At 42.8% G+C, this 23,254-nt stretch carries 22 protein-coding genes; 5 read left to right on the top strand and 17 right to left on the bottom strand.

Annotated elements, in window-relative coordinates; all coding sequences use genetic code 11:
* Window positions 1–16: 16 nt before the first annotated feature.
* Window positions 17–481: a phosphohistidine phosphatase SixA gene (sixA, locus tag IUZ65_RS11795; protein ID WP_195703917.1), complete on the bottom strand. Its 465-nt coding sequence runs from the start codon at window positions 479–481 to the stop codon at window positions 17–19.
* Between the two features lie 349 nt (window positions 482–830).
* On the opposite strand from sixA, the gene IUZ65_RS11800 reads away from it, so the two are divergent.
* Window positions 831–3,611, top strand: a complete 2,781-nt coding sequence (locus tag IUZ65_RS11800) for an insulinase family protein (RefSeq protein ID WP_195703918.1) — start codon at window positions 831–833, stop codon at window positions 3,609–3,611.
* Between the two features lie 85 nt (window positions 3,612–3,696).
* Here IUZ65_RS11800 and fadJ read toward each other — a convergent pair whose 3' ends face one another.
* Together fadJ and fadI are read right to left on the bottom strand one after the other, a co-directional pair.
* A complete protein-coding gene (gene fadJ, locus IUZ65_RS11805; protein WP_195703919.1) occupies window positions 3,697–5,805 on the bottom strand; it encodes a fatty acid oxidation complex subunit alpha FadJ in 2,109 nt (702 codons plus the stop codon).
* The gene (gene fadI / locus IUZ65_RS11810; protein ID WP_195703920.1) at window positions 5,805–7,112 is read right to left on the bottom strand and encodes an acetyl-CoA C-acyltransferase FadI; all 1,308 of its coding nucleotides are present in this window, start codon (window positions 7,110–7,112) and stop codon (window positions 5,805–5,807) included. The genes fadJ and fadI overlap by 1 nt, the downstream gene beginning before the upstream one ends.
* Window positions 7,113–7,754: 642 nt before the next feature.
* Between fadI and IUZ65_RS11815 the strand changes: the two genes are divergently transcribed.
* The 4 genes from IUZ65_RS11815 (at window position 7,755) to IUZ65_RS11830 (ending at window position 12,247) form a co-directional block, all read left to right on the top strand.
* Window positions 7,755–8,324, top strand: coding sequence for a sigma-70 family RNA polymerase sigma factor (locus IUZ65_RS11815; protein WP_231363586.1), 570 nt, complete (start codon window positions 7,755–7,757; stop codon window positions 8,322–8,324).
* A complete protein-coding gene (locus tag IUZ65_RS11820) occupies window positions 8,324–9,040 on the top strand; it encodes a DUF3379 family protein (RefSeq protein WP_195703921.1) in 717 nt (238 codons plus the stop codon). The genes IUZ65_RS11815 and IUZ65_RS11820 overlap by 1 nt, the downstream gene beginning before the upstream one ends.
* 314 nt (window positions 9,041–9,354) lie before the next feature.
* Window positions 9,355–10,647, top strand: coding sequence for an outer membrane protein transport protein (locus IUZ65_RS11825; protein WP_195703922.1), 1,293 nt, complete (start codon window positions 9,355–9,357; stop codon window positions 10,645–10,647).
* Between the two features lie 316 nt (window positions 10,648–10,963).
* Window positions 10,964–12,247, top strand: coding sequence for an outer membrane protein transport protein (locus tag IUZ65_RS11830; protein WP_195703923.1), 1,284 nt, complete (start codon window positions 10,964–10,966; stop codon window positions 12,245–12,247).
* Window positions 12,248–12,301: 54 nt separating this feature from the next.
* Here the strand turns inward: IUZ65_RS11830 and IUZ65_RS11835 are convergent, their stop codons facing one another.
* From IUZ65_RS11835 to IUZ65_RS11900, 14 genes are all read right to left on the bottom strand, one after another.
* Entirely contained in the window at window positions 12,302–13,087 is a 786-nt protein-coding gene (locus IUZ65_RS11835; protein WP_195703924.1) for an MlaA family lipoprotein, read from the bottom strand.
* Between the two features lie 76 nt (window positions 13,088–13,163).
* Window positions 13,164–14,378 carry a c-type cytochrome biogenesis protein CcmI gene (gene ccmI / locus IUZ65_RS11840; protein ID WP_195703925.1) on the bottom strand — a complete coding sequence of 405 codons (1,215 nt, stop codon included), beginning with the start codon at window positions 14,376–14,378 and terminating at the stop codon, window positions 13,164–13,166.
* The gene (locus tag IUZ65_RS11845) at window positions 14,378–14,851 is read right to left on the bottom strand and encodes a cytochrome c-type biogenesis protein (protein ID WP_195703926.1); all 474 of its coding nucleotides are present in this window, start codon (window positions 14,849–14,851) and stop codon (window positions 14,378–14,380) included. Before IUZ65_RS11845 ends, ccmI begins: the two co-directional genes overlap by 1 nt.
* On the bottom strand, window positions 14,851–15,402 hold the full coding sequence (locus IUZ65_RS11850; protein WP_195703927.1) for a DsbE family thiol:disulfide interchange protein: 552 nt from the start codon (window positions 15,400–15,402) through the stop codon (window positions 14,851–14,853). Before IUZ65_RS11850 ends, IUZ65_RS11845 begins: the two co-directional genes overlap by 1 nt.
* A 3-nt stretch (window positions 15,403–15,405) precedes the next feature.
* Window positions 15,406–17,364, bottom strand: a complete 1,959-nt coding sequence (locus tag IUZ65_RS11855) for a heme lyase CcmF/NrfE family subunit (protein WP_195703928.1) — start codon at window positions 17,362–17,364, stop codon at window positions 15,406–15,408.
* Window positions 17,365–17,850 carry a cytochrome c maturation protein CcmE gene (gene ccmE, locus IUZ65_RS11860; protein ID WP_195703929.1) on the bottom strand — a complete coding sequence of 162 codons (486 nt, stop codon included), beginning with the start codon at window positions 17,848–17,850 and terminating at the stop codon, window positions 17,365–17,367. It abuts the gene before it with no gap.
* Window positions 17,847–18,053: a heme exporter protein CcmD gene (gene ccmD, locus IUZ65_RS11865; RefSeq protein ID WP_195703930.1), complete on the bottom strand. Its 207-nt coding sequence runs from the start codon at window positions 18,051–18,053 to the stop codon at window positions 17,847–17,849. Before ccmD ends, ccmE begins: the two co-directional genes overlap by 4 nt.
* A 5-nt stretch (window positions 18,054–18,058) precedes the next feature.
* The gene (locus tag IUZ65_RS11870; RefSeq protein WP_195703931.1) at window positions 18,059–18,796 is read right to left on the bottom strand and encodes a heme ABC transporter permease; all 738 of its coding nucleotides are present in this window, start codon (window positions 18,794–18,796) and stop codon (window positions 18,059–18,061) included.
* A gap of 131 nt (window positions 18,797–18,927) precedes the next feature.
* On the bottom strand, window positions 18,928–19,596 hold the full coding sequence (ccmB, locus tag IUZ65_RS11875; RefSeq protein WP_195703932.1) for a heme exporter protein CcmB: 669 nt from the start codon (window positions 19,594–19,596) through the stop codon (window positions 18,928–18,930).
* 1 nt (window position 19,597) lies between these two features.
* Window positions 19,598–20,215 carry a cytochrome c biogenesis heme-transporting ATPase CcmA gene (ccmA, locus tag IUZ65_RS11880; protein ID WP_195703933.1) on the bottom strand — a complete coding sequence of 206 codons (618 nt, stop codon included), beginning with the start codon at window positions 20,213–20,215 and terminating at the stop codon, window positions 19,598–19,600.
* Between the two features lie 251 nt (window positions 20,216–20,466).
* Window positions 20,467–20,928: a DUF2802 domain-containing protein gene (locus IUZ65_RS11885; protein WP_269213762.1), complete on the bottom strand. Its 462-nt coding sequence runs from the start codon at window positions 20,926–20,928 to the stop codon at window positions 20,467–20,469.
* A complete protein-coding gene (locus IUZ65_RS11890; RefSeq protein WP_195703935.1) occupies window positions 20,928–21,422 on the bottom strand; it encodes a chemotaxis protein CheW in 495 nt (164 codons plus the stop codon). Before IUZ65_RS11890 ends, IUZ65_RS11885 begins: the two co-directional genes overlap by 1 nt.
* 38 nt (window positions 21,423–21,460) lie before the next feature.
* Window positions 21,461–22,480, bottom strand: a complete 1,020-nt coding sequence (locus IUZ65_RS11895) for a chemotaxis protein CheW (protein ID WP_195703936.1) — start codon at window positions 22,478–22,480, stop codon at window positions 21,461–21,463.
* The gene (locus IUZ65_RS11900) at window positions 22,470–23,249 is read right to left on the bottom strand and encodes a ParA family protein (protein WP_195703937.1); all 780 of its coding nucleotides are present in this window, start codon (window positions 23,247–23,249) and stop codon (window positions 22,470–22,472) included. The genes IUZ65_RS11895 and IUZ65_RS11900 overlap by 11 nt, the downstream gene beginning before the upstream one ends.
* Window positions 23,250–23,254 lie beyond the last annotated feature (5 nt).

Raw genomic sequence — 23,254 nt, forward strand, 5'->3', positions numbered from 1 at the left:
AATCAACCCGTATTTCTTAAGGGTGAATATGCCAGAGCAGTTCACCCTTTTGATTCTGAGGGTCAAAATCCACACAAACTAAGCCTGATGTTGGGAACATTGGCGGAACCAAATCTGTAACAAATTCTGCGGTTAAATACCCCACCAAAGGAAGATGAGACACCATTAATATGGACTCTAATTTCTTGACCTGTGCTACCGCAGCAACATATGACGACGCTTCTTCAGAATCACCATAGGGTGTGATTTCCTCATAGGTTTGAATCTCTTTTGCAGAAAATAGTGATGAGATTGTTTCCCAAGTTTGCTGCGCTCTTATGTAGGGGCTAACCAACACCAAATCAAAATCCTCAAACCCTTGTTTTTTACATGCTATAGCCACAGCGGTAGATTGAGAACGGCCATGATTTGTTAGCTCTCGTTCTGCATCACTTGCAGCATAGTGTTCAGCTTCACCATGGCGCATTATGAATACTTTCATTTTCTGGTCCTTTATTGCAGTTTCGTCTAGGCTCAAGAGTGTTGTTATTTAAACGTAATGGTTAATTTTCTTGAATAGGATGATTAACGCAAACCCAAATCAGAACAACAGTCTACTGTTTAGCAAAGCAAATTATTATAAATATATCAATTACCTTGCACAAAAAGTCTGGCATTATAGTTGAAGCAAATCAAAATTAAGTGAGAAGTGTGAAAAAAGACCGTTTTTCGTACTTCTCTTCTAGAATAGCTTGCACCATTGCAAATAAACAACAAATTGTAAGTGCGACGTTTGCACCTATTCATATCCACACCATAATTAACCTACACGCTCTACTTGGAGACCGCTTGTGCATTTAAGCCCAAATGACAGCAATAAATACCGCTATGTGACATTAGATAATGGGTTACGCGCACTTCTCATTGAAGATCTTTCTGCAACAAAAGCGGCAGCAGCCCTCGCGGTCAATGTGGGCCATTATGATGATCCTAGCGAACGTGAAGGTCTTGCTCATTACCTAGAGCACATGCTGTTTCTCGGCACTGAACCATTTCCTAAGATTGGTGGTTTTCAAAGTTTTATAAGCCAACATGGTGGGAGCAATAACGCCTGGACTGGAACGGAACACACTTGTTTCTTCTTTGATATCTCCCCCGCGTTAATGGAAAAGGCGTTAAATCGTTTTAGCCAATTTTTTATCGCCCCTTTATTCAATCCCGAGGCTTTGGGCAAAGAACTGCAAGCCGTTGATTCTGAATATCAGATGAAACTCAAAGATGACATGCGTCGTCTATACCAGGTTCACAAAGAAGTCATCAATCCAGCGCATCCGTTCGCCAAATTTTCTGTTGGTAATACTGAAACTCTCGGTGATAGAGACGGTCAATCCATTCGTGACGAAATTGTCGCATTTTATGAACAACAGTATTCCGCGGATCTAATGACGTTGACCATTGTCGCGCCTTCAGAACTCAACGAAATCGAAGCGTGGATTAGACAAAAATTCTCCCCAATCAAAAATAAGAACCTCGCCACAAAATCTTTACCACAAGAGATAGTTCGAGAACAAGACAAGGGGATCTTTGTCAAAGTTAAGCCGATCAAAGATTCCAAAAAGCTCATCCTGTCCTTCAACTTTCCAAGTATGTCAGGGCACTACAGCACCAAACCTCTTTCTTACTTTGCACACCTCCTAGGGTTTGAAGGTGAAGGCAGTCTAATGCTCTTTCTAAAAGAGAAGAAATGGGTCACCTCTTTAGCCGCAGGAGGGGGGGTTAGTGGAAGTAATTTCAGAGAATTTACTGTCAGCGTTAATCTGACAGGTCGCGGGTTAAGACACCACGATGAAATAATCCAAACCATATTTGAATTTATCGAGCTTATTAAACAAGATGGCATTGCGAAATGGCGCTTTGATGAAAAACAAGCGGTACTCGAATCCGCATTTCGATACCAAGAAAAAACGCGTCCACTCGATATGGTCAGCCATTTAGTCATGAATCTCCAGCATTACCCTGAGGAGGATGTCATCTATGGTGATTACAAGATGTCGCATTATGACGAATCGCTACTCACGACCTTGCTCGATTGTCTAACACCCGATAACTTACGCGTTACCTTGATAGCCAAAGGAGACGACTTCGACCGAGAGGCAAAATGGTATTTTACCCCTTACTCGGTAGCCAAATTATCACAACAACAACTCAATAATTGGACTCAACCAGCCTTAAATTCAGAATTAAGTCTGCCAGAAATCAATCCGTTTGTTTGCTATGAATTAGATCCCCAAAAACTTGAAAACAAGACAAAAGAGCCAGCACTCATTGATGCACAACCTGGTTTTAGATTGTGGCACTTGCAAGAAACCGAATTTAGAGTGCCTAAAGGCGTTATTTACATCGCTATCGATAGTCCACACGCCGTCTCTACCTCAAGAAAAATCGTCAAAATGCGTTTATGTGTAGAGATGTTTTTAGATTCGTTAGCGAAACGAACCTACCCTGCTGAGATAGCGGGCATGGGCTACAACATTTACGCGCATCAGGGTGGTGTCACACTTTCCATTTCAGGGTTCAGTCAAAAACAGCCTGAATTGCTCAAGATGATTCTGGCGCAATTTGCCAAACGTGATTTCAAACCTGACCGTTTCAAATTGATCAAAAAACAGATGTTACGCAACTGGCGTAATGCGGCCAAAGACCGCCCTATCTCTCAGCTATTCAACGCGATGACAGGAATATTACAACCCAACAATCCACCTTATTTGGCATTAATTGAGGCATTGGAAAGCATTGAAGTTGATGAACTGTCCAATTTTGTAGAGGCATTGCTTGCTGAACTGCATATCGAAATGTTTGTTTATGGGGATTGGAAACGAGATCAAGCGATTACGGTAGCCGAGACCGTAAAATCGGCCATGCACATGCAGAATCAACAATATGAAGAGTCCCTTCGACCTCTTATTATGCTTGGTGAAAGCTCTGGTACATTCCACCGAAGTGTTTCTTGCGATCAAGAAGACTCCGCTATCGTTGTCTACTATCAGTCTCAGGATATTTCGCCAAAAAACATTGCCATATATACCCTGGCTAACCATTTAATGTCTGCTGCATTTTTTAATGACATTAGAACCAAACAGCAGATGGGTTACATGGTTGGTACCGGTAATATGCCCCTTAACCGCCACCCCGGCTTAGTTTTATATGTTCAGTCACCGAAATTCTCGCCGAAAGATCTACTTTCTGCTATCGATGACTTCTTAAATGCTTTTTACATGGTTCTACTTGAATTAAATGAAGGCCAATGGCAGAGCAGTAAGAAAGGACTTTGGAATCAAATCTCAACACCAGATAACAATCTCAGAAGCCGAGCACAACGATTTTGGGTTGCCATAGGCAATAAAGACTTAACCTTTGACCAAAGAGACAAAGTTCTTGAAGAACTTAAAGACGTGTCCAGAGTCGACATGATTCGGTTTGTAATTAACATATTAAAACCCAGAACCTCAACGCGACTAATATTACACTCGAAAGGCAATAAGCACCAAGAAGCCAACTCTCTGAGCATTGGTCATGAAATTGACAGTATTGATGAGTTTCAGCTAAGAACGAAAGATTTGGATTTGGGGTAAATACACGCTTATCAAAAACTAAAAAAACGGTGCAAAATCTACATTCATCCGATTTTGTACCGCTTTTATTAGAAAAACTCGCTAGTTAGTAAAAACCTTCACCGCTACCCGCACGGTTAACCAGTCCATCACAAGGTGCAAACCGGTCACCATATTTCTGAGCAAACTCATTCATCTTCTCAACCAATTCTTTAATCCCAAATTGGTCCATATAGCGAAATGGTCCACCCAAGAATGGAGAGAAACCGATACCGAAAATAGCACCGATATCGCCATCTCTGGCGCTACGAATTATTCCGTCATCCAAACAACGTACGGCTTCATTTAACATAGGCAATACGCAGCGTAGCGCGATGTCGGCTTCTGCCATTTTGGCTTCAGGCGTCACTTTAAGCAGCTTATATACCGACTTATCGACTTCTTTCTTTTTGCCTTTGTAGGTATAAAAACCTTTACCGCTTTTACGACCTTTTCGATTGTCATTCAAAAGGGTATCAAACACATCCGGCCCTTGGAATCGTGCCCCTAATTCACCAACCAAAATAGGCATTATCTTCGCACCGACATCTACACCAACCTCATCTAATAACGTAATTGGGCCTACCGGGAAGCCAAAATCGAGCAAGGCATTATCTAAAGATTCTATCGGCTCACCACTCATTAATACATGCGCAGCTTCATTCATATACGGGGCCAAAATCCTATTCACATAAAACCCGGCTCTGTCTTTTACTACAATCGGTGTTTTGCCTTGTTTGCGAGCAAAGTCAACCACGGTCGCAATGGTTTCATCTGATGTTGTTTCATGAGGAATAACCTCAACCAAAGGCATTTTTTCTGCTGGGCTAAAATAGTGAAGTCCAACCACATTTTCTGGTCGTGTCGCTTTCTCTGCTATTTTATGTATCGGTAGAGAAGAGGTATTCGTTGCAAAAATAGTATCAGATTTCGCGTTCTCTTCTATATCACTGACCATCTGTTGCTTTAGGTTAAGATCTTCAAAAACAGCTTCTATTACCACATCAGCCTGATTAAAGGTCAAAAAATCCGTTCCGCCTGATAGCTGTAACATCTTAGCTTGCAGTTGTGCATTAGATAAGATGCGGCGTTTACGTTGCTTTGAAAATAGTTTGAAGTTGTAATTCAACGCGTGAAGCACGCCATCATTGGACACATCTTTAATGCGAACAGGAACCTTAGCCTTCGCAACGCTAACATGGCTTATACCCGCTCCCATCAGTCCCCCACCTAACACCCCAACCTTAGCAACATTACGAGGAGTGGCATCTGAGCCATTGTCTTTCTTCATTTCTGTCGTAGCGAAGAAAATAGAACGAAGCGCCTTAGATTCGCTCGTCATAACAAGCTTAGCAAATTCCTGAGCTTCAAATTCTAAGCCCTTTTTCAATCCCTTCTCTAATCCAACCTTAATCACATTTAGAATGGCGTCGGCTGCTGGGTAGTTTCCACGTGTCTTTTGCTTCGCTTTCTTACTCGCTTGGTCAAAAATGATCATCCTTCCTAGGCTATTCCTAGAGAGTAATTTTTCTTTACCTGCGGTTTTTATTTTGCGCTTATTTTTTTGCGCATAGGTTTTCGCGACATCGAATAAAATAGTGTTAGGTACACATGCATCAACCATCCCAAGCTTCAGTGCTTTTTTCGCCCTCACCTGCTTACCCGTTAAGATAATGTCTAAAGATGGGAGCAAACCAATCAATCGAGGTAAACGTTGTGTGCCACCTGAGCCTGGTAGTAGCCCTAGTTGTACTTCTGGTAGACCGAGACGCGTTTTGTCGTCATCGGAACACACACGATAATCACAAGCTAAAGATAGCTCTAAACCACCTCCTAGACAGACACCATGAATGGCTGAAACCACCGGGAATTTAAGGGCTGACAGTCGATTGAATACCGCTTGCCCTTTCTGCGCAAGCGCTTGTGCTTCACTTTCTGACTGGCATGCATCTAACATCTTAACGTCAGCACCAGCGATAAAGCTGTCTGGCTTACCTGAACAAATCACTACGCCTTGGATACCTTCGACGTTGGCTTCAAAATCGGTCAATAGAAACTCAATATCCTCTATGAGATCCGATTTGAGCACGTTCATGGTTTCGTTAGCAACATCGATGGCAAGCCACGCGATCTTGTCATCATCGATCGTCAACTGAAAGGATTTATTCTCGCTCATTATTCAACCTCCAAAATCATCGCAGCGCCAAGACCGCCAGCGGCACATGCTGTATTAAGACCGAATCCACCGCCTCTTCTTTTTAGCTCTCGCAATGTTTGCACCATCATTCTTGCGCCCGTTGCGGCAAAAGGATGTCCATAGGCAATCGAACTGCCGAGGACATTGAACTTGTCCATGTCTATTTCACCGATCGCCTTTGAACGACCCAGCTTATCCTGTGCAAATTTATCACTCGAGAACATTTTTACGTTCGCTAATGTCTGAGCTGCAAACGCTTCATGCATTTCAATAACATCAATATCACCCAAAGTAAGTCCCGCTTTGTCTAAGGCCATCGGTGTGGCGTAAGAAGGCCCCATGAGCATATCGTATTCAACCTGAATCGCAGAAAAGGCATAGGAGCGAATGTAGCCCATGATCTCCAAGCCAAGCTCTTTTGCGCGCCCTTCTCGCATCAGCATTACTGCTGCGCCACCATCGGTTAACGGGGTACTGTTTGCCGCAGTTACGGTACCAAACTTGCGGTCAAATGCAGGACGTAATTTGGCGTAACCTTCTAGGGTTGAGTCGTGACGGATATTATTATCCTGATCGATCCATTTTTTATATGGTTCAGGAAATACCGTCATCACCTCGTCACGAATTTTGCCTTCTTTCCATGCCTGAGATGCTAATGAGTGAGAACGATGGGCCAATGCATCTTGGTCTGCACGAGATATTCCATAAGTTTTCGCCATCTGCTCCGCGGTTTGACCCATCGATATTCCCGTCGAATATTCAGCAACGGCTGGGGGAACAGGAGCAAGATCTTTAAGAGAAAGTTGACGTGCAATATTCACTTTTTGGCTAAATGTTCTTGCTTTACTGAGTGCAAGTAAACTCGCCGCCAGCTTTTTGGACACACCAATAGGCAATACGGATGAAGAATCAGCACCACCCGCGATACCAATATCAATGCTGCCAGCCATGATGCTTTCCGCTACATTCACAGAGGCTTGAAAACTGGTGGCACACGCTCTTGTTACACTGTAAGCATCCGTAGCAACATTCATCCCAGTGCCCAAAACAATTTCTCGAGCAATATTAGGGGCGGTTGGCATTTGTACTACTTGTCCGTAAACGACTTGCTCTATCAGCTTTGGATCGATTTCGGTACGCGCAAGCATTTCACTTACAACTATCTTGCCCAAATCGACGGCGGGCACTTTTGCAAATTCTGTACTTTGTCGAGCGAAAGGGGTTCGAAGTCCCGCGACTATCGCGATTCTTTCGCCTGAACGCGTTTTGACATCTTGTCGGCTCATTTTTTCTCCTTCACCATGAGGTCTGACCTGAGTGCATTGTAACGAAAATGTTAAATAATTCAAACAACCGTTTAAATAAACGTGAAGCGCATTAACAAATAGCCCTTAAGCGGTGAACAAGGAAATCAGCTGCATTGGAGACAAACAAGAGAACCAACCAGTTATTTGTTACTACTAAAGCGTTTCAAAGGCGGATAGAATGATAGGTAATAAGAGAATAGTTTTAGATAAATAGTTAAACGAATACGGTTAAGCTTTAATCTAAAATAGCAGGTAAAAAAAAACCACACGATATGGTGTGGTTGGAATGTTCATATAAAAAACAATTAACTTGCGCCAATTGAAATAATCAGTTTCCTGATTAGGAGAAAGTAAAGTCAGCCTTCAAAAGGAAGTGTTATCTTGCTCAACACACTAACCACAAGGGTTAGCTAGATAACAGATGCCACTATAACCCGTTATGAAGGTGAGGTTTTGAAGTAGATCAATTTATTGTTAATTAAGACAACAGCCCAGTGCTGCAAAATAAAAAAACAACAAAGATCGTTAAAGCGACGTAAGCATAAACCAGTCTATATCTCATTTTTTAGCGATTTGTCATATAGAAATTTACAAACGACAAAGAGCAAACCGGAGGCTCATGTGTCGATATCTAATATTTTTGGAAAGAAAAAGCCGACTTCCACGGTCAACTTGGATATGGATAAACAAAGAAAATACGAAGCACTTGTGCGCGCTTATCATAAAGACCTATTTCGCTACGCTTATTGGCTATGCAAAGATAGGACGGTAGCAGAAGATCTCGTTCAGGAAACATGCCTAAGGGCTTGGAAATCCTTGGATAGTCTACTCGATGAAAAAGCAGCAAAATCTTGGCTGATCACCATTCTTCGGCGAGAAAATGCAAGACGCTTCGAGCGTAAAAGATTGGAGCTGGTTGATATAGATGATTACGGCCATGAAGCAAAGGTCAGTGATGATCATCATCATCAGCAAGAATGGATGCAGGCGCAGATAATGAAACTCGACGCAGAGTATCGAGAACCTCTTTTTCTGCAGGTTGTTGGTGGGTTTAGCGGTGAAGAGATAGGTAATATACTTGATCTCAATAAGAACACCGTTATGACTCGGCTCTTTAGAGCCAGAAACCAACTTAAAGACATGATTGACGAATCAGACAATAAAGTCACAAATATAAGGGGGGCTGAATAATGGATGATTTAGAATTTCGTCGAATGCTACTTTCAGAGCCCAAGCTCCGTAATAAAGAAATAAATGAAGCCATACAAAACTCAGAGGCAAATCAATTGTTTGCTGATGATATACTGAGCTTCGACAACAAAATAGAACAGGCCATGAAAGTGGATGTGCCAGATGATCTTGCTGACCGCATCTTGTTTAATCACAGTACACGTTCTGAAAAGAAGAGTTTCACTAAACAGATGTTAGCGATGGCCGCTTCTGCCGCTTTCGCTGCTGGGCTGATTATCGGCCAAGTAAATTGGACTCCGCTGCTCATCGGCTCAGCCCACGCCAGTTTGGCAGACACGGCCGTAGAGCATGTTATTCATGAATCACCATTTGTAAATAACCTAGATGAAAAGGTAAATTCGACGCAGATAAACGCAAAATTGCGACCGTTTGCTTATCAATTTAGCGAAACATTCCCCTATCACGTTTATTACTTAAATCACTGTGGTTTTGGAAACTCAAACGCATTACATATGGTTTTTCAAGGCGAGCAAGGGCGAATAACACTGTTTGTTACCAACATTGGTACAGAACAAGCTATTGATTTTAATAAAGATGGCATGTCTGGTATCGTCGTTCCAATTGAGGGTTCAAGTGTCATCCTTGTTGGCGAGGAAGGTGAAGACATCCAGAAAATCGCTGCAAATCTAACCTCTATCATCAAACCTACACTTTAGTCTAATAAAAGTCCTCAGCAATGAGGGCTTTTATACTCGACAATTAACAATGCATTAACATAACATTAACTTTCAAACAAGCGTTTAGAGTACAAACTCTAAAATATGGCGTTTTGTTACCATTTCACGTTAGTTACCCGCCACTTTTAGTATTTTCCCGTCAAATTAGCCAATGGTCGGATTTCTACTCTATATAATAACCTCTATTATCAGCCAACAAACTGAGCAATTGCTCTCATTAAAAACCAAAACAGAGTCTCCACTCTGGCATAACGCCCATTTTAAGAGGCGATTTTTTACAAAAGGAATTACTAATGAATAAAACGCGTCTGTTTAAAAAAACGATAATCGCAGCAACTATAGCGCTTGCTTCTCAACAAGCAGTAGCTGCCGGTTTTCAATTAAATGCACAATCTGCTACTGGCCTAGGCCGAGCATTTGCCGGTGATGCTGTTATAGCAGATAACGCTTCTTCAATGGCTCGTAACCCTGCAACCATGGCGCTTTTTGATGAAACCGCTATGTCGTTGGGTTTTGTTTCTATTACTTCTATGATCGAAGTGAAAGATGCAACTTATAATAATATTAATGGTTCACAGCTCTCATCAAACTATGATGATGCTGGAGCAACATCTATAGTGCCAAACCTACACATCATCGTACCTGTAAATGACAAGTTTGCCTGGGGTGTTAATGCCTATTCAAACTTTGGTACAAAAACCGACTTCGGCGACTCATTTGTCGGTTCAGAGTACGGAGGACAAACTGAGATCCTGAGTGTGAACTTTGGACTTGCTGGTTCATACCGTATTGATAAACAATGGAGTGTGGGTGCCGGGCTAGATTTTATTTATGGTCAAGGTACGTTAAAAAGATCACTTAGTGATAGTTTTTACGACGGGCCAGTATACCCAGCAAATATTGATGGCGGTCAAACCTCTTACTTAGATAGTCAAAATGGTTCAAGTCGATTGGATGTTGACAGCGCCGATGGTTGGGGCGTAGGGTTCAACATCGGTACTGTTTATGAACTAGATGAAAATAATAGATTTGGTTTAGCTTATCGTTACAGCCCTGAAATTACAGCTGAAGACGGTGATCAAAAAATTAAATTACCGCTACCTGATATGGCTGAGTTTTCTGGCTACCACCGTCTAGAAAATTCAAAATTTGCAGTACACTATAGTGCTCAATGGATCGGTTGGAAGGCCTTCGAGGACCTTAAGCTTAATAATGTAGCCATAAAAGAATACAATTGGAAAAACACATATCACATCTCATTAGGTGGTACGTATTACTTAAACCAAGATTGGACACTTCGTGCTGGTTATATGTTTGACGAATCCGCTCAGGATAAGACGACATCGTTCTCGGTCCCAGATTCAGACCGAAATTGGTTATCTACGGGCTTTACTTATCACATGTCTCCTAAATCCAATATTGACTTTGGTTTCACATACTTGATTGGTTCGGATGTTGATGTAACAGAGAAAACCGCTAACCCTAACTTCGGCCAACCGGGACAACCTGAATATATTTCATCGATGACAGGCACCACACACGCGGATGCTATCTTAGTTGGTTTACAATACAGCCGTACTTTCTAAACGTCGTGTAAACACTTAAAAATAACCTTTCAAAAAGGGTCGGATTCTCCGGCCCTTTTTCTATTTCTGTTATTAATCACTCACGTAATCCAGTGCACTCCCATATCGATTTAAGCCCCTTTCACACCACACTTGTACGCTGAAAAACGCAATGGTCAGACCACAATACCAAGATAATACTCTCTAATTTTTCGAATAATAGAGTATTAATTCAAATTGTAACAATTTTGCAATTTTTATTATTAAAGTAAATACTCTATTCGTAAAATACCTCACTGTAGACATATCCGGTTTAACTAATTCAGCGAATAAATTAATGAAAACAAATAAAAACCTTCTCTCCATCGCTATTCTGAGTAGCATAGCAACATACAGCAGCAGCACGCTAGCGGCCGGCTTTCAGTTAGCGGAGTATTCCGCAACAGGACTTGGTCGAGCGTATGCCGGCGAGGCAGCAATAGCCGACAATGCAGGATCTCAGTGGCGCAACCCTGCCTTACTGACTTATCTTGAAGGTACACAGGTTTCTGGTGGCGCTATTTACGCCAACCCTAACATTGATGTAACGGGCAATGTTTCCTCTTATGGAAGCAAATATGACGTCAATACCAAAGACTATGCGGATGACGCCATTATTCCCAACTTTTATCTTTCGCATAAATTAAATGAAAAAGTCGGCTTGGGTTTTGCTCTTGGTACAAACTACGGCATGAGTACCGATCTAGGTAATGATTATGCGGCCAGCCACTATGGTGACAGTGCCGAAGTAATGACTCAGGAAGCGAACCTAAATATCGCTTATCAGTTAACCGAAGCGTTGAGTATGGGTGGTGGTGTACGATACGTGATGGCAGAAGGCCATTTTGGTGCAACATCTCCTGCGCACGGCTTAGCCTATCCAAAACAAACATTGAAATATATGGAAGGTGATACCACTGAATGGGCTTGGCAGCTTGGTGCAGCATGGCAAATTAATGACCATCATCGCGTTGGATTTGCCTACAAATCTGAAGTCGAACTCAACCTTGAAGGCACAGTTAAAGGCGTTGGTTTTGGGTTGGTTCCAGGCACATCCGCTCCTGGTTCGTTAGCATTAACACTTCCTGCGACGGCTGAGTTAGCCAGTATGTATCAGCTTTCAGAACAGACGACAATAACCGCAAGCGTCAACTGGACTGACTGGAGCAGCTTTGAAAAGCTAGAGGCGGATCTAGGTGCCTCAGGTACATCAAACGTAAAAGATGAAAATTGGGAAGACAACTACCGTTTCGCAGTCGGCGCAGAATATCAAATAGATGCTGAATGGTTAGTCAGAACAGGTATTGCTTATGATACGTCTGCGGTAAGTGATAAAAACCGTTCTGCGACTATCCCGGAAACCGATCGGACATGGCTTAGCATAGGGGCTGGTTACACGTGGTCACCGCAGTTAACTTTTGATGCTGGGTTTACCTATATTATTGCAAAAGATGCCACCATTAGTGAACCTCGGGGCTCTTACACCGGCGATAGAGAAGCTGAAGCAATTGGAGGGAAATTCGAAGGCGAAACATCAGGCAACGTTTGGTTGCTCGGTGTTCAGGCTAACTACCGCTTCTAATTACAGTAATTATTGCTGACAAAAAAATGCCCCGCTTTAACGGGGCATTTTTAGTTAGAACTCTTCATCCAGATAGTCATCAAGGTAGTCTTCTTCTTGCTCATTGACCTCTTCTGGTTCAACTTGCGCTTTATAGTCACGACGCTGTAGATAGATATCTCGCGTAAATGCATATGGGTCTGGTGATGCTTCCAACATCGGCTCTTGCGAAACCAACGCCGCTCGGCTCTCTAACCCTTCAAGTGCCCATTTGCCCAAAGATCCCCAGATGTTCAAATAGGAAAGCGGTGAGTACATACCATCAACTAAATCGGTTACCTCACGGGTCGTCACTGGACCGTACGCTGGAACCATGAAATAGGGACCGTTACCAACGCCATAGTGGCCGAGGGCATCACTAAATGCTCTATCGTCTTCAACAATACCTGCCGCGCCTGCAATATCGAATAACCCTAGGATACCGAATGTGGAGTTGATCCAAAATCGGTTAAAATGATTCACCGCCTCTTCGCCATTCCCCATAATAAGGTCATTGATCATGCTTGAAGGCTCGTCGAGGTTAGACAAAAAGTTAGCGATACCTTTGCGCAAAGGCGCTGGCGTGTAACCGACGTATGCGAGCGCGACTGGCCGAAATAAATACGGGTCAACGAAATCATAGTTAAATGACCACATCGCCCGGTTAAAGCCTTCTAAGGGGTCATTAGGATGAGATTCGCTGCCTAACACCTGCTGATTAATTTCTGCGTCTTGTGCGGTTTGTTCGGGAGTAGAAGAACAACCAACAGCCAATAAGGTGATTAAAATAACCAACACACCTTTAAAGCGTGTTACTAACATAATGAAATACTTATCCTTAAGTTTAAAAAAAAGAGGTTGACCAGCGTCAACCCCTAACTATTTAACGAAGGACATATTAATACTGTTTATCAATCATTATTGCAACCTGATCACCCATTTTCACAACTTGGCTCTCACCATACCAGTCACCTTCTTTGGTACTGACATTACCATCAGTATCAATTCGTGCTTTGACAAGTAAACTTTCTAGTTGAGTGATACTTTGCCCTTGCATCATTACATTCGCATCATCAAGTACGACGGTTCGTGGAAAAGCACCAATCGGGTAACGTGCTGCGGCAACGGGCACTGGTGACCCATTTCCATCATGAATCGATACAATCAGCAATCCCTGCTCAGGTAACTGAATATCCTGACCCACCGTAATAGTAATCGGAACACTGCTTGTAGTGACGGCTTTACCTAACATTTTTTCCGCATTTTCAATACTTCGATCAAGCATTGAATAGCGGTTGTCATCAGGGCCAATGAGTTTCTGCATGGTACGCCAGAATCGAATCGATTCTTCGTATTCTCCTCTTTGATAAGCGTTAAACGCTAACAATGAATAAACACGTAGATCAACATAATCATCCTGTAGTAAACCGATTAGAATCGAGCGAGCAAGTTGTTGCTGCCTTTCATCTTCTGACATCATTAGTGATTGCGCGTAACCTAATCTCACATCCGGGTCATCTGCGTCGAGCTTGTGCGCTTTTTTCATCGCACCTGTCGCCGTATCCGCGTCTCTATCTGCCATCGCTATCCGGCCCAACAGCAGCCAACCTTGAGCATCATCTGGTTGATAATGTAATCTTGTACGCAAGGCAAGTTTGAGATCTTTCAGCTCGTCTTCAGTTAGCGACTCTTGCTCAGGTGACATAAGTTTTTGTGTCAAAGCGGGCAATTGGTCGTTAATGCTTTGCCAATGCGACACTTTATCTAAACTGCCAAAAATTGAGTAGACCGCATAAGAAATAACGACCAAAACCAAGGCTGATGGAATAAACACGGCCATTGGAGAGATAGAGAATGACTTTGCCTTGTTCTCTTCAGCCGGGATGTCTTCTAGCAGCAGTTGCTTCAAATCGACAATCAAATCCTCTTGATCGGTGACCACGCCCGCTTCTGCTTCAACTTCAAGTTCTTCTAATCGATCTTTGTAAAAAGCTTTGTTAAGTTCATCTCGACGCGCTTCATCATCAAATCGTTGTTTTCTAAAAAGCGGTAGTGCAATAAAAACAATACCCGCCAAGGTCAAAACGACGGTAGATAACCAAAAAATTGCCATTATTGTTTATCTCCATTTTCTTCTAATATTGCTTTTAAGCGGGCTTCTTTTTCTGCATCCCATTCTTTTGATTGATTCACTTTCTGCGCTTTTTTCTTGCTATTAAATACAATGATACTGAATCCAAGTAGAACAACAAATAAAGGCCCAAGCCAAAGAACAGATGTCGCTATGGTGAACGGCGGTTTGTAGGTTACAAAATTGCCATAACGCGCAATCATGTAGTCGACAATTTCGTCCTTAGATTTGCCAGCTTTTGTCATCTCATACACTTTTACTCTAAGGTCTTTTGCAAGCTCAGCGTTTGAATCACTAATGGTATTATTCTGACATTTAGGGCAGCGTAACGTGTGGCTTAATTCTTTAAACTGCTCTTCTTGCTGTTCATTATCAAACTCGAAAACATCAATCGCCGCATATGCGGTGAATGACATTAATAAAGCGCTAAATAAAATCACAAATAATTTTTTCATTATTTAGCTTCCTCAATCATCTGCAAGTACATAGGCTCTAGTACTTCTGCCCAGTTCCCTAAAGTGACATTGCCTACATGGCGATAACGAATAATGCCTTTTGCGTCGATTAAGTAGGTTTCTGGTGCGCCGTAAACGCCTAGATCCAGCCCTAGCATTCCGTCACCGTCAAACAGGCTGATAAGATAAGGATTACCTAAGTCATTTAGCCAACCCGTCGCTTTAGCACGGTCATCTTTATAGTTTAAACCAATGATTTTTACACCCTTGGCTGCGAGCTCATTTAACGTTTGATGTTCGGCATAACAGGTAGGACACCATGTGGCCCAAACATTCAGCAGTAAAGGTTCACCTCTAAAGATCGCTTGATCGTGCAACTTACCGGGCTCGGCCAAGTCTTCCAAACGGAACTCAGGTACGGGTTTGCCAACTAGTACTGATTCTAGCTTTGTCGGGTCTTCGCCTTCTGCATTACGAGACAGTTGCACCACAAAAACAGCCACAAGTACAAGAAACATAGCGAATGGTATAAACAGAATTTTCTTATTCATATTTTAGGCCTTCACTTCTTTAGACTTGCTTCTGAAACGATAGCGTTTATCACTCATCGCAAGAAGTCCACCTAGCGCCATAAAGATACTCCCCGCCCAGATCCAACGTATAAACGGTTTGTAATACAACCTAACCGCCCACGAACCATCGTCACCGAGTTGCTCGCCCATTGCGATATAAAGATCGCGTGTCACACCAACATCCAGCGCCGCTTCCGTCATCATCGATCCAGACGTAGTGTAGAATCGTTTTTCCGCATGCAGCGTATTGACGTATTTACCATCTTCTGTAATTTCGAAATCTGCTACATAGCCATCATAGTTGGGGCCATTTTTGTCTCTTAGGCCTTTGAAGTAAAAGTTATAGCCTTCAATCTCAAAGTTTTCACCTGGTGCTAAACGCACATCACGCTCAACACTATAGTTCTGTGTCATCGCGATACCAATAACCGTAACGGCAAGACCTACATGCCCAAGAACCATAGACCAATGGGTTCTTTGAAGCTTACGGATACCAACCAAAAAACGGTGTCTATGGGTTGCACGTTGATGAATTTCATAACAGTGCATCGTGATAATCCAAAGCGCCATGACCCAGCCTAGGTAGGCCATTCCAGTAAACTTGTCACCAAGAATTGACACAAACAGGCCAGCAAATACGAATGAAATAACGCCGCCGAACAACATCGGTTTTATCAACGAGGAGATATCATCTCGTTTCCAGCGAATCAGTGGACCAACGCCAATTAGGAAAGAAAAGGGAATCATCAACCAAGTAAATAACATATTGAAGAAAGGTGCGCCTATGGAAACCGAACCTAAACCAATCTGCTTATGAACAAGTGGTAGCAATGTACCCACTAATACGACAACCAGAGCCGCGATTAGTAAAATATTATTGGCAAGTAAACCATTCTCACGCGAAAACAGCGCAACGTTGCTGCGAACACGGATGGCGGAGCCTTTCAGCGCAAAGAGCAACAATGAACCACCGATAACAACGATCAGGAATCCAAGAATAAACATACCGCGAGCAGGATCTGAAGCGAATGCATGCACCGAAACCAAGATACCAGAACGAACTAGGAAGGTTCCGAGCAGACTGAGCGAGAATGCAGAGATCGCCAATAGAACGGTCCATGCTTTAAACGTACCACGCTTCTCTGTGACAGCCAGTGAGTGCATTAATGCTGTACCCGCTAGCCAAGGCATAAACGATGCGTTTTCTACCGGGTCCCAGAACCACCAACCACCCCAACCGAGTTCGTAATAGGCCCACCATGAACCTAGTGCGATACCTAAAGTCAAAAATACCCATGCCGCCGTTGTCCAAGGACGAGACCATCTTGCCCAAGCCGTATCTAAACGACCCGTCATTAACGATGCTATCGCAAACGAGAAAGCAACAGAGAAGCCAACATATCCCATATACAACATAGGTGGGTGAATAATCAGACCGGGATCTTGCAATAACGGGTTAAGGTCACGGCCATCGATAGGAAAGAAAGGCAACGTTCTTAAAAAAGGATTCGAAGTCACGATAATAAACAGAAGGAATCCAATCGTAATAATCCCCATCACCGCAAGCACACGACTGATCGACTCTGGAGGCATACCTCGACTAAACGAGGCGACAGCAACTGTCCAACCCGCTTGAATTAGCACCCATAGCAGTAGCGAACCTTCGTGAGCTCCCCAAACCGCAGTAAGACGATAATACCAAGGAAGCGCGGAGTTAGAGTTACTCGCGACATAGCTGATAGTAAAATCGTTGGTATAAAATGCCCAAAGTAGAATACAAAATGAAAGTAATAAGAATGAAAACATGCCCCACGAGAGTGGTCGAGCGGTTGCCATTAACATATGAGACTGCTTTGCAGCACCAACCAGAGGCAAAATACTTAAAAGTACCGCAAACCCTAGAGAGACAATAAGCGCAAAATGACCAATTTCAGCAACCATTTACTTGTCGCCCCCTTTTAACTGCTCTTCCGTGTAACCCATTGGCTCATGCACTTTTTCCATCGCTTCAGCTATTTCTGGTGGCATATAGTCTTCATCATGCTTTGCTAGCACTTCAAAAGCTTCAATAGATGTCGCTGTTGTTAAGACACCTTGTGCGACGATACCTTGTCCTTCACGGAAAAGGTCTGGCAGTATTCCTTCAAATTCGATGGTCACCTGAGGACCAACATCGGCGAGCTTAAACGACACTTTTAGAGACTCAGGATCTCGGCTAACCGACCCTTTTACAACCATGCCACCTATACGCAGTCTTTGACCCACTTCTGGTTTTGAACCATCTGGCTTGCCATACACCAGTTCTGTTGGTGTATAGAAAAGATCCATGTTTTGATTTAGTGCGTACAACACAAGTCCAATCGTAGCACTAAGACCTAAAAACAGTGCCAGCAACAGACCCATTCTTTTTTTGCGTCTTGGGGTCATAATGTATTCTCCAAATGCTTCGCCGCTTCTATTCGGGCTTGGCGTTCCTGTTTACTTTTAACTTCACGAATGATTTTTTTGCCCGTCATTAAACTGCTCACTGTAAGGATGAAAAGTGACAGAAACGTAACCCCAAATGCACCCCATACATAGGCCCCGTAGCCACCCATAGCGATTAGGTCACTAAAGCTTTCAAAATACATATCTATTATCTCCCGGAAATGAGCGTTTGCACCCAAGGACGATGACTCTCCTTAGACAAAATCTCATTTTTAAATCGTACTAAAGTCAACGTAACAAAAAAGAACAAGAAACCAAATATGTTCAAGAGCAGTGCCCATAACATGTCGCCCGAAATAGACGGTTTAGCAAATTTAGTAATGCTGGCTCCTTGGTGTAGTGTATTCCACCACTCTACAGAGAAATGAATAATAGGAAGATTAATAACACCGACAATAGCCAAAATACCCGCGGCTTTAGCCGCTGTTTTTTGGTCATCAAAGGCATGATAAAGTGCTATCACACCTAAGTACAAAAATAGTAATACCAGTTCAGATGTTAGCCTTGCATCCCATACCCACCAAGCGCCCCACATAGGTTTGCCCCAAACGGCACCAGTGAACAATGCAATGAATGTAAATACAGCACCTATTGGTGCCATTGCCGCCGCAGCCATATTCGATAATCTATGCTGCCATACGATACCAACAAACGCAGCGATTGCCATCGACATATAGGCACCCATAGACCAGATAGCGGAAGGAACATGGATATAGATAATTCTAAAACTATCCCCTTGTTGGTAATCAGAAGGCGCAAAAGCTAACCCCCACACCGTACCCGCGCCTAAAAACAGTATTGTTAATAGCGCGAAGTATGGTAACAATTTATTACATAAATTATAGGTCACTTCGGGCTTAGAATAGGGATGAAGCCATTTCCACATGGTGATATCTCGCTCTTGATTCGTGTTTTTATAATATGTTTTTATACTGGGCTAAACTAAAGACAGCGCAAGGGACGATCGTATTCTCTGCCACCTGCAAAACAATACCCATAAAGAGGTAGTTTGTCGTGCTAATTCACACTAACTCTAAGTGCAGCACTTATTGCAAATGGAGTTAAAGTCATTGAGCCAGCAAGCATCGCTGCCATTATAGCCAGTTGACCGTTATATGGCATGCCTAAACTTGCTGCATCGATCGCTGACGTCGCAAATATCAATATAGGTATATAGAGCGGTAGGACAAGAAGACTCAGTAATACCCCCCCTTTTTGTAACCCAACGGTTAATGCCACACCGATAGCGCCAATGAAGCTTAATGTCGGAGTCCCGACTAACAATGTCAGAACAACGGTTTGCCACGTGTAAAAGTCTAATGATAACAACACAGCTAAAAGAGGACTTATCAATATCAATGGCAACCCCGTTAACAACCAGTGAGCAACCACTTTTGAGATGACCACGAGTTGTAAAGGAATGGGCATAAGCATCATTTGTTCTAAAGAGCCGTCTTGAAAGTCGTCTCGGAACAATCTCTCTAAGGAGAGTAAAGCAGAGAGCAATGCGGCTACCCAGATAATACCTGCGGCTATTCTCGCCAATAAATTTGGCTCAGGGCCAATACTTAGAGGAAACAGCGTAATGACGATAATAAAAAACCACAGTGGGTTAAAAATATCGGCTTGACGACGGAAGGCAATCAGTAGCTCTCGGCGGACAATCATTAACATAGGTTGGATCATATTAATCACCCAACTTAATTTTGCGAAGTTTCGGTGAATCAATAAACATATCTTGGTGAGTCGTAAGCACCACTATTCCCCCTTCTTCGGCGTGCTTGAGAAACAAATTTTCCAATACTTTCACACCTTGTTTATCAATGGCTGTAAGTGGTTCATCTAGAATCCACAAAACCTGCGTACTTAGCCATAACCTTGCTAGTGCTACTCTGCGTTGTTGACCTGCGGACAGTTGTGCGACAGGCACATCTTCTCTCCCTGCAAGGCCAACTTGAGCAAGTACAGACCAAATTTTGTCTCTATCAATTTCTGATTGATGAATCGATTGATAAAAAGAGAGATTTTCAAACCCGGTGAGCTCTCTTTTTACACCCGTCTGATGGCCTAAAAAAAGTAAATCTTGGTGGAAAAGATCTCGATTACTTACTGTGATGCTGTCGTTCCAACGAATTTCACCACCTTCACAGTCACCGAGACCTGCAATAATTCTCAGTAATGTCGTTTTCCCTGTGCCATTACGGCCTTCAATTTGAACAATTTCGCCTTTGCCGATCTTGAACGACAGCCCTTCAAAAAGAACTCTTTCGTCACGAATAGCGGTAAGATTTGAGACTTCTAACATGATTACTACTATTTATAAATTTAACTGCCATATTAGCATAGGCTTTATCACCCTACGTAGGGCATAAATAACAAGAAACTGACTTTTTTCAATTTGACGACTCAGTACCGTCACATAATGACAAAATTCTTTATACAACCCACTATTTTTTCGATCTATTAATCAGTAAGACACAAAAAAAAGAGAAGCAGAAACGCTTCTCTTTTTTACTTTACAAAACACAAACTCCGTTCCATCTATTTATGGCTTTACTATTTCTTATTACTCGGCCTCATAGGGGGAACTTTTTCCTTTCCAGAAATCTTGTTTTGTAATGCCATCATCAACTCCGCTTCTGCTTTGGGCAATTCGCACTCTTCGATCAATTCATCTACACCAGCGCCGAGTTCTACCATTTTACTTGCTCTAGAATACAAACGGCTATCAGAGTCAACATGCTCTAATTCTGTAATTCTTTCCGACAAATGTAGAATTAGCTCTTGTTGTTCCGATACCTTTTGACCCAGACCAATCACAACAGAGCGAACCTCAAGCAATTGATTATTCGCTTTTGTGATCTCTTTTTCTAGATTTCTGGCGGCCTGTCTATGGTGCTCGAGGCTTCCTCGCATTTGCTTGCCATTACGCAGCAAAATAACACCAAGAATAAGAGCCAAAAACAGACTCCCACCTATCAGTGCATACAGCGTCATTGAATCGAACTGTTCAATCATTACAGATGTGCCATCTCGTTCCATTCATCATCTGAAAGAAGCTTGTTAAGGTCGACCAAAATTAATAATTTACCTTCACGATTACTTACGCCTTGGATAAACTTGGCGCTTTCATCAGTACCAACACTCGGTGTGGTATCGATCTCAGATGAGCGTAAGTAAACTACCTCAGCAACGCTGTCTACCAGGATACCGATAACTTGACGTTCTGATTCAATCACGATGATACGAGTATTATCAGAGATCTCACCCTGCATCAAACCAAATCGTGAACGCGTATCGATAACCGTAACGACGTTGCCACGCAGATTAATGATACCCAAGACATAGTCGGGTGCGCCCGGTACTGGAGCAATTTCAGAATAGCGAAGTACTTCTCTAACCTGCATTACATTAATGCCATAAGTTTCTTCTTCGAGCTGGAAAGTTACCCATTGAAGCACTTCGTCACTTGCTTGATCTTTTTTTAAATCTACTTCATTCACTTGAGACATGTCTTATCCTCTTTGTGTCGCTATCGACAAACCTTTTATCAACTATTTAAAGACTTTACGTCTAGTCCAGCAGTTATCATTGTTATCATTGCCTCGACGTGAATCAAAGCACACATTTTTTCTTTGACCATACCTGCAAGCCAAGGCCTTTTGCCTGCTTGCTCTCGCCAACGTACACTCCGTACATTAAGCGATTCGGTGCCCTTCAGTTCGCTTGCTGCTAAGCCCCAACTACTGTCACCTAGCATTACAATATATTGATAAGCCTCTTTATGGGACTCATCTTTTAACTTGTCAGCCATTACCCATTTTGCTGTATCGACAACATCATATTGATTGTCTTTATTGGTTTGAAGACCCAGATACCAATTCGGTCGACCTATCAGGTGGCTCATCTCCGTCGTTTTGTGAATACCGCCTAATTCATCTAAAGGAACCGCAAAAAGTACGCCATTCACATCAAAATAGAGTACTTGAAAATCAACACTTCTTTCCGTACTTTTCCAGTCATCAAACACGGATGGAGAATACGCAGTTTCAATTTCCGATTCAACGTCAACAGCTTGGTCTATTTCCTGCTCTACATAAACTTCAGGTTCTTCAACAACGGCTTCAAAAACAGGATTCACCTGGGTCTCTACTGCCCATTCCTGAACCTCTTCAACCTCTTGCATGGGAGCAACAAGTACGTCATCTTCTACTTGATTGATGCTGACCGTATTCTGTTCAATTAAGCTGACAATCTCTGGTTCGGCGACAAGATCCGTCCTCTCCATTTTATCAAGAAGCTTTTGAACGTCTTCTAAATCTGGAACCTCAAACTCATTGTATCCCAATGTCGTATAGGATGACTCATGATCTGTTTGCGGTTGAAGCGCGAGTGACGGTTCTTGACTCTGCTCATTTAATTCGGAAATGAGGGCGGAGTCAACCGCCACTAAAGGTGTTGATTCAATACTTGGGGTATCTGCAAAATCCCACTCTTCATCAAGAAGTGCCGTGAAATATTCATCTAGTGCCTCAGCACCCGTCAGTTTATGTGCTTGTTTACTGATCATCTAACGCTAACCTCTCTAGGTAGATCAACAGTTGCTTGTATGCAAATACACCCCGGCTGCCTTCCGCGAAATGAGAAGCTGGCAAACGTTTTAAACTTGCGTCTCTAAACTTCGTATCAATAGGTACTGCGGAACTCCACACGTGATCAGGATAGTCTTTTTTAAGCTGATTCAACGTCGTTAGTGATGCTCTAGTTCGCTTGTCATACATAGTCGGCACAATCGTTGTTTTAAACGCTCTGTTACGTGACTTTTGCATAATGGTTAACGTGCGAACCATGCGTTCCAACCCTTTCATCGCGAGAAATTCGGTTTGCACAGGGATAAGGATACGATCACTTGCGGCTAACGCATTGACCATCATCACACCCAGTATAGGCGGGCAATCAATAAGCACGTAATCATAATCACCATGTAAGGCGAGTAAAGCGCGCTTAAGGATCAATCCCATACCACTTCGATTACCCATCACTCGATCAAGGGTCGCGAGTGACATGTGAGCGGGAATGATATCAATATTGTCTACATCAGAAGCCAATATTAGTGGCCTAACTGATTCTTTATTTATTTCCGACAACTGAAATAGATCGAATAAACTTTTCGCTACAGTATCTGAATCGTATCCAAGATAGGTTGTTAAGGAGCCATGTGGATCGGTATCCACTAGCAGTACTCGCTTATCTTTCTTCGCGAGTAAGCCAGCAAGAGTGATGGTCGTTGTCGTTTTACCTACGCCACCTTTTTGGTTTGCGACACTCCAGACAATCATACGGC

Origin of the sequence: Vibrio sp. VB16 (genome assembly GCF_015594925.2) — a bacterium.
In the GTDB taxonomy this organism is placed as follows: Bacteria; Pseudomonadota; Gammaproteobacteria; order Enterobacterales; family Vibrionaceae; genus Vibrio.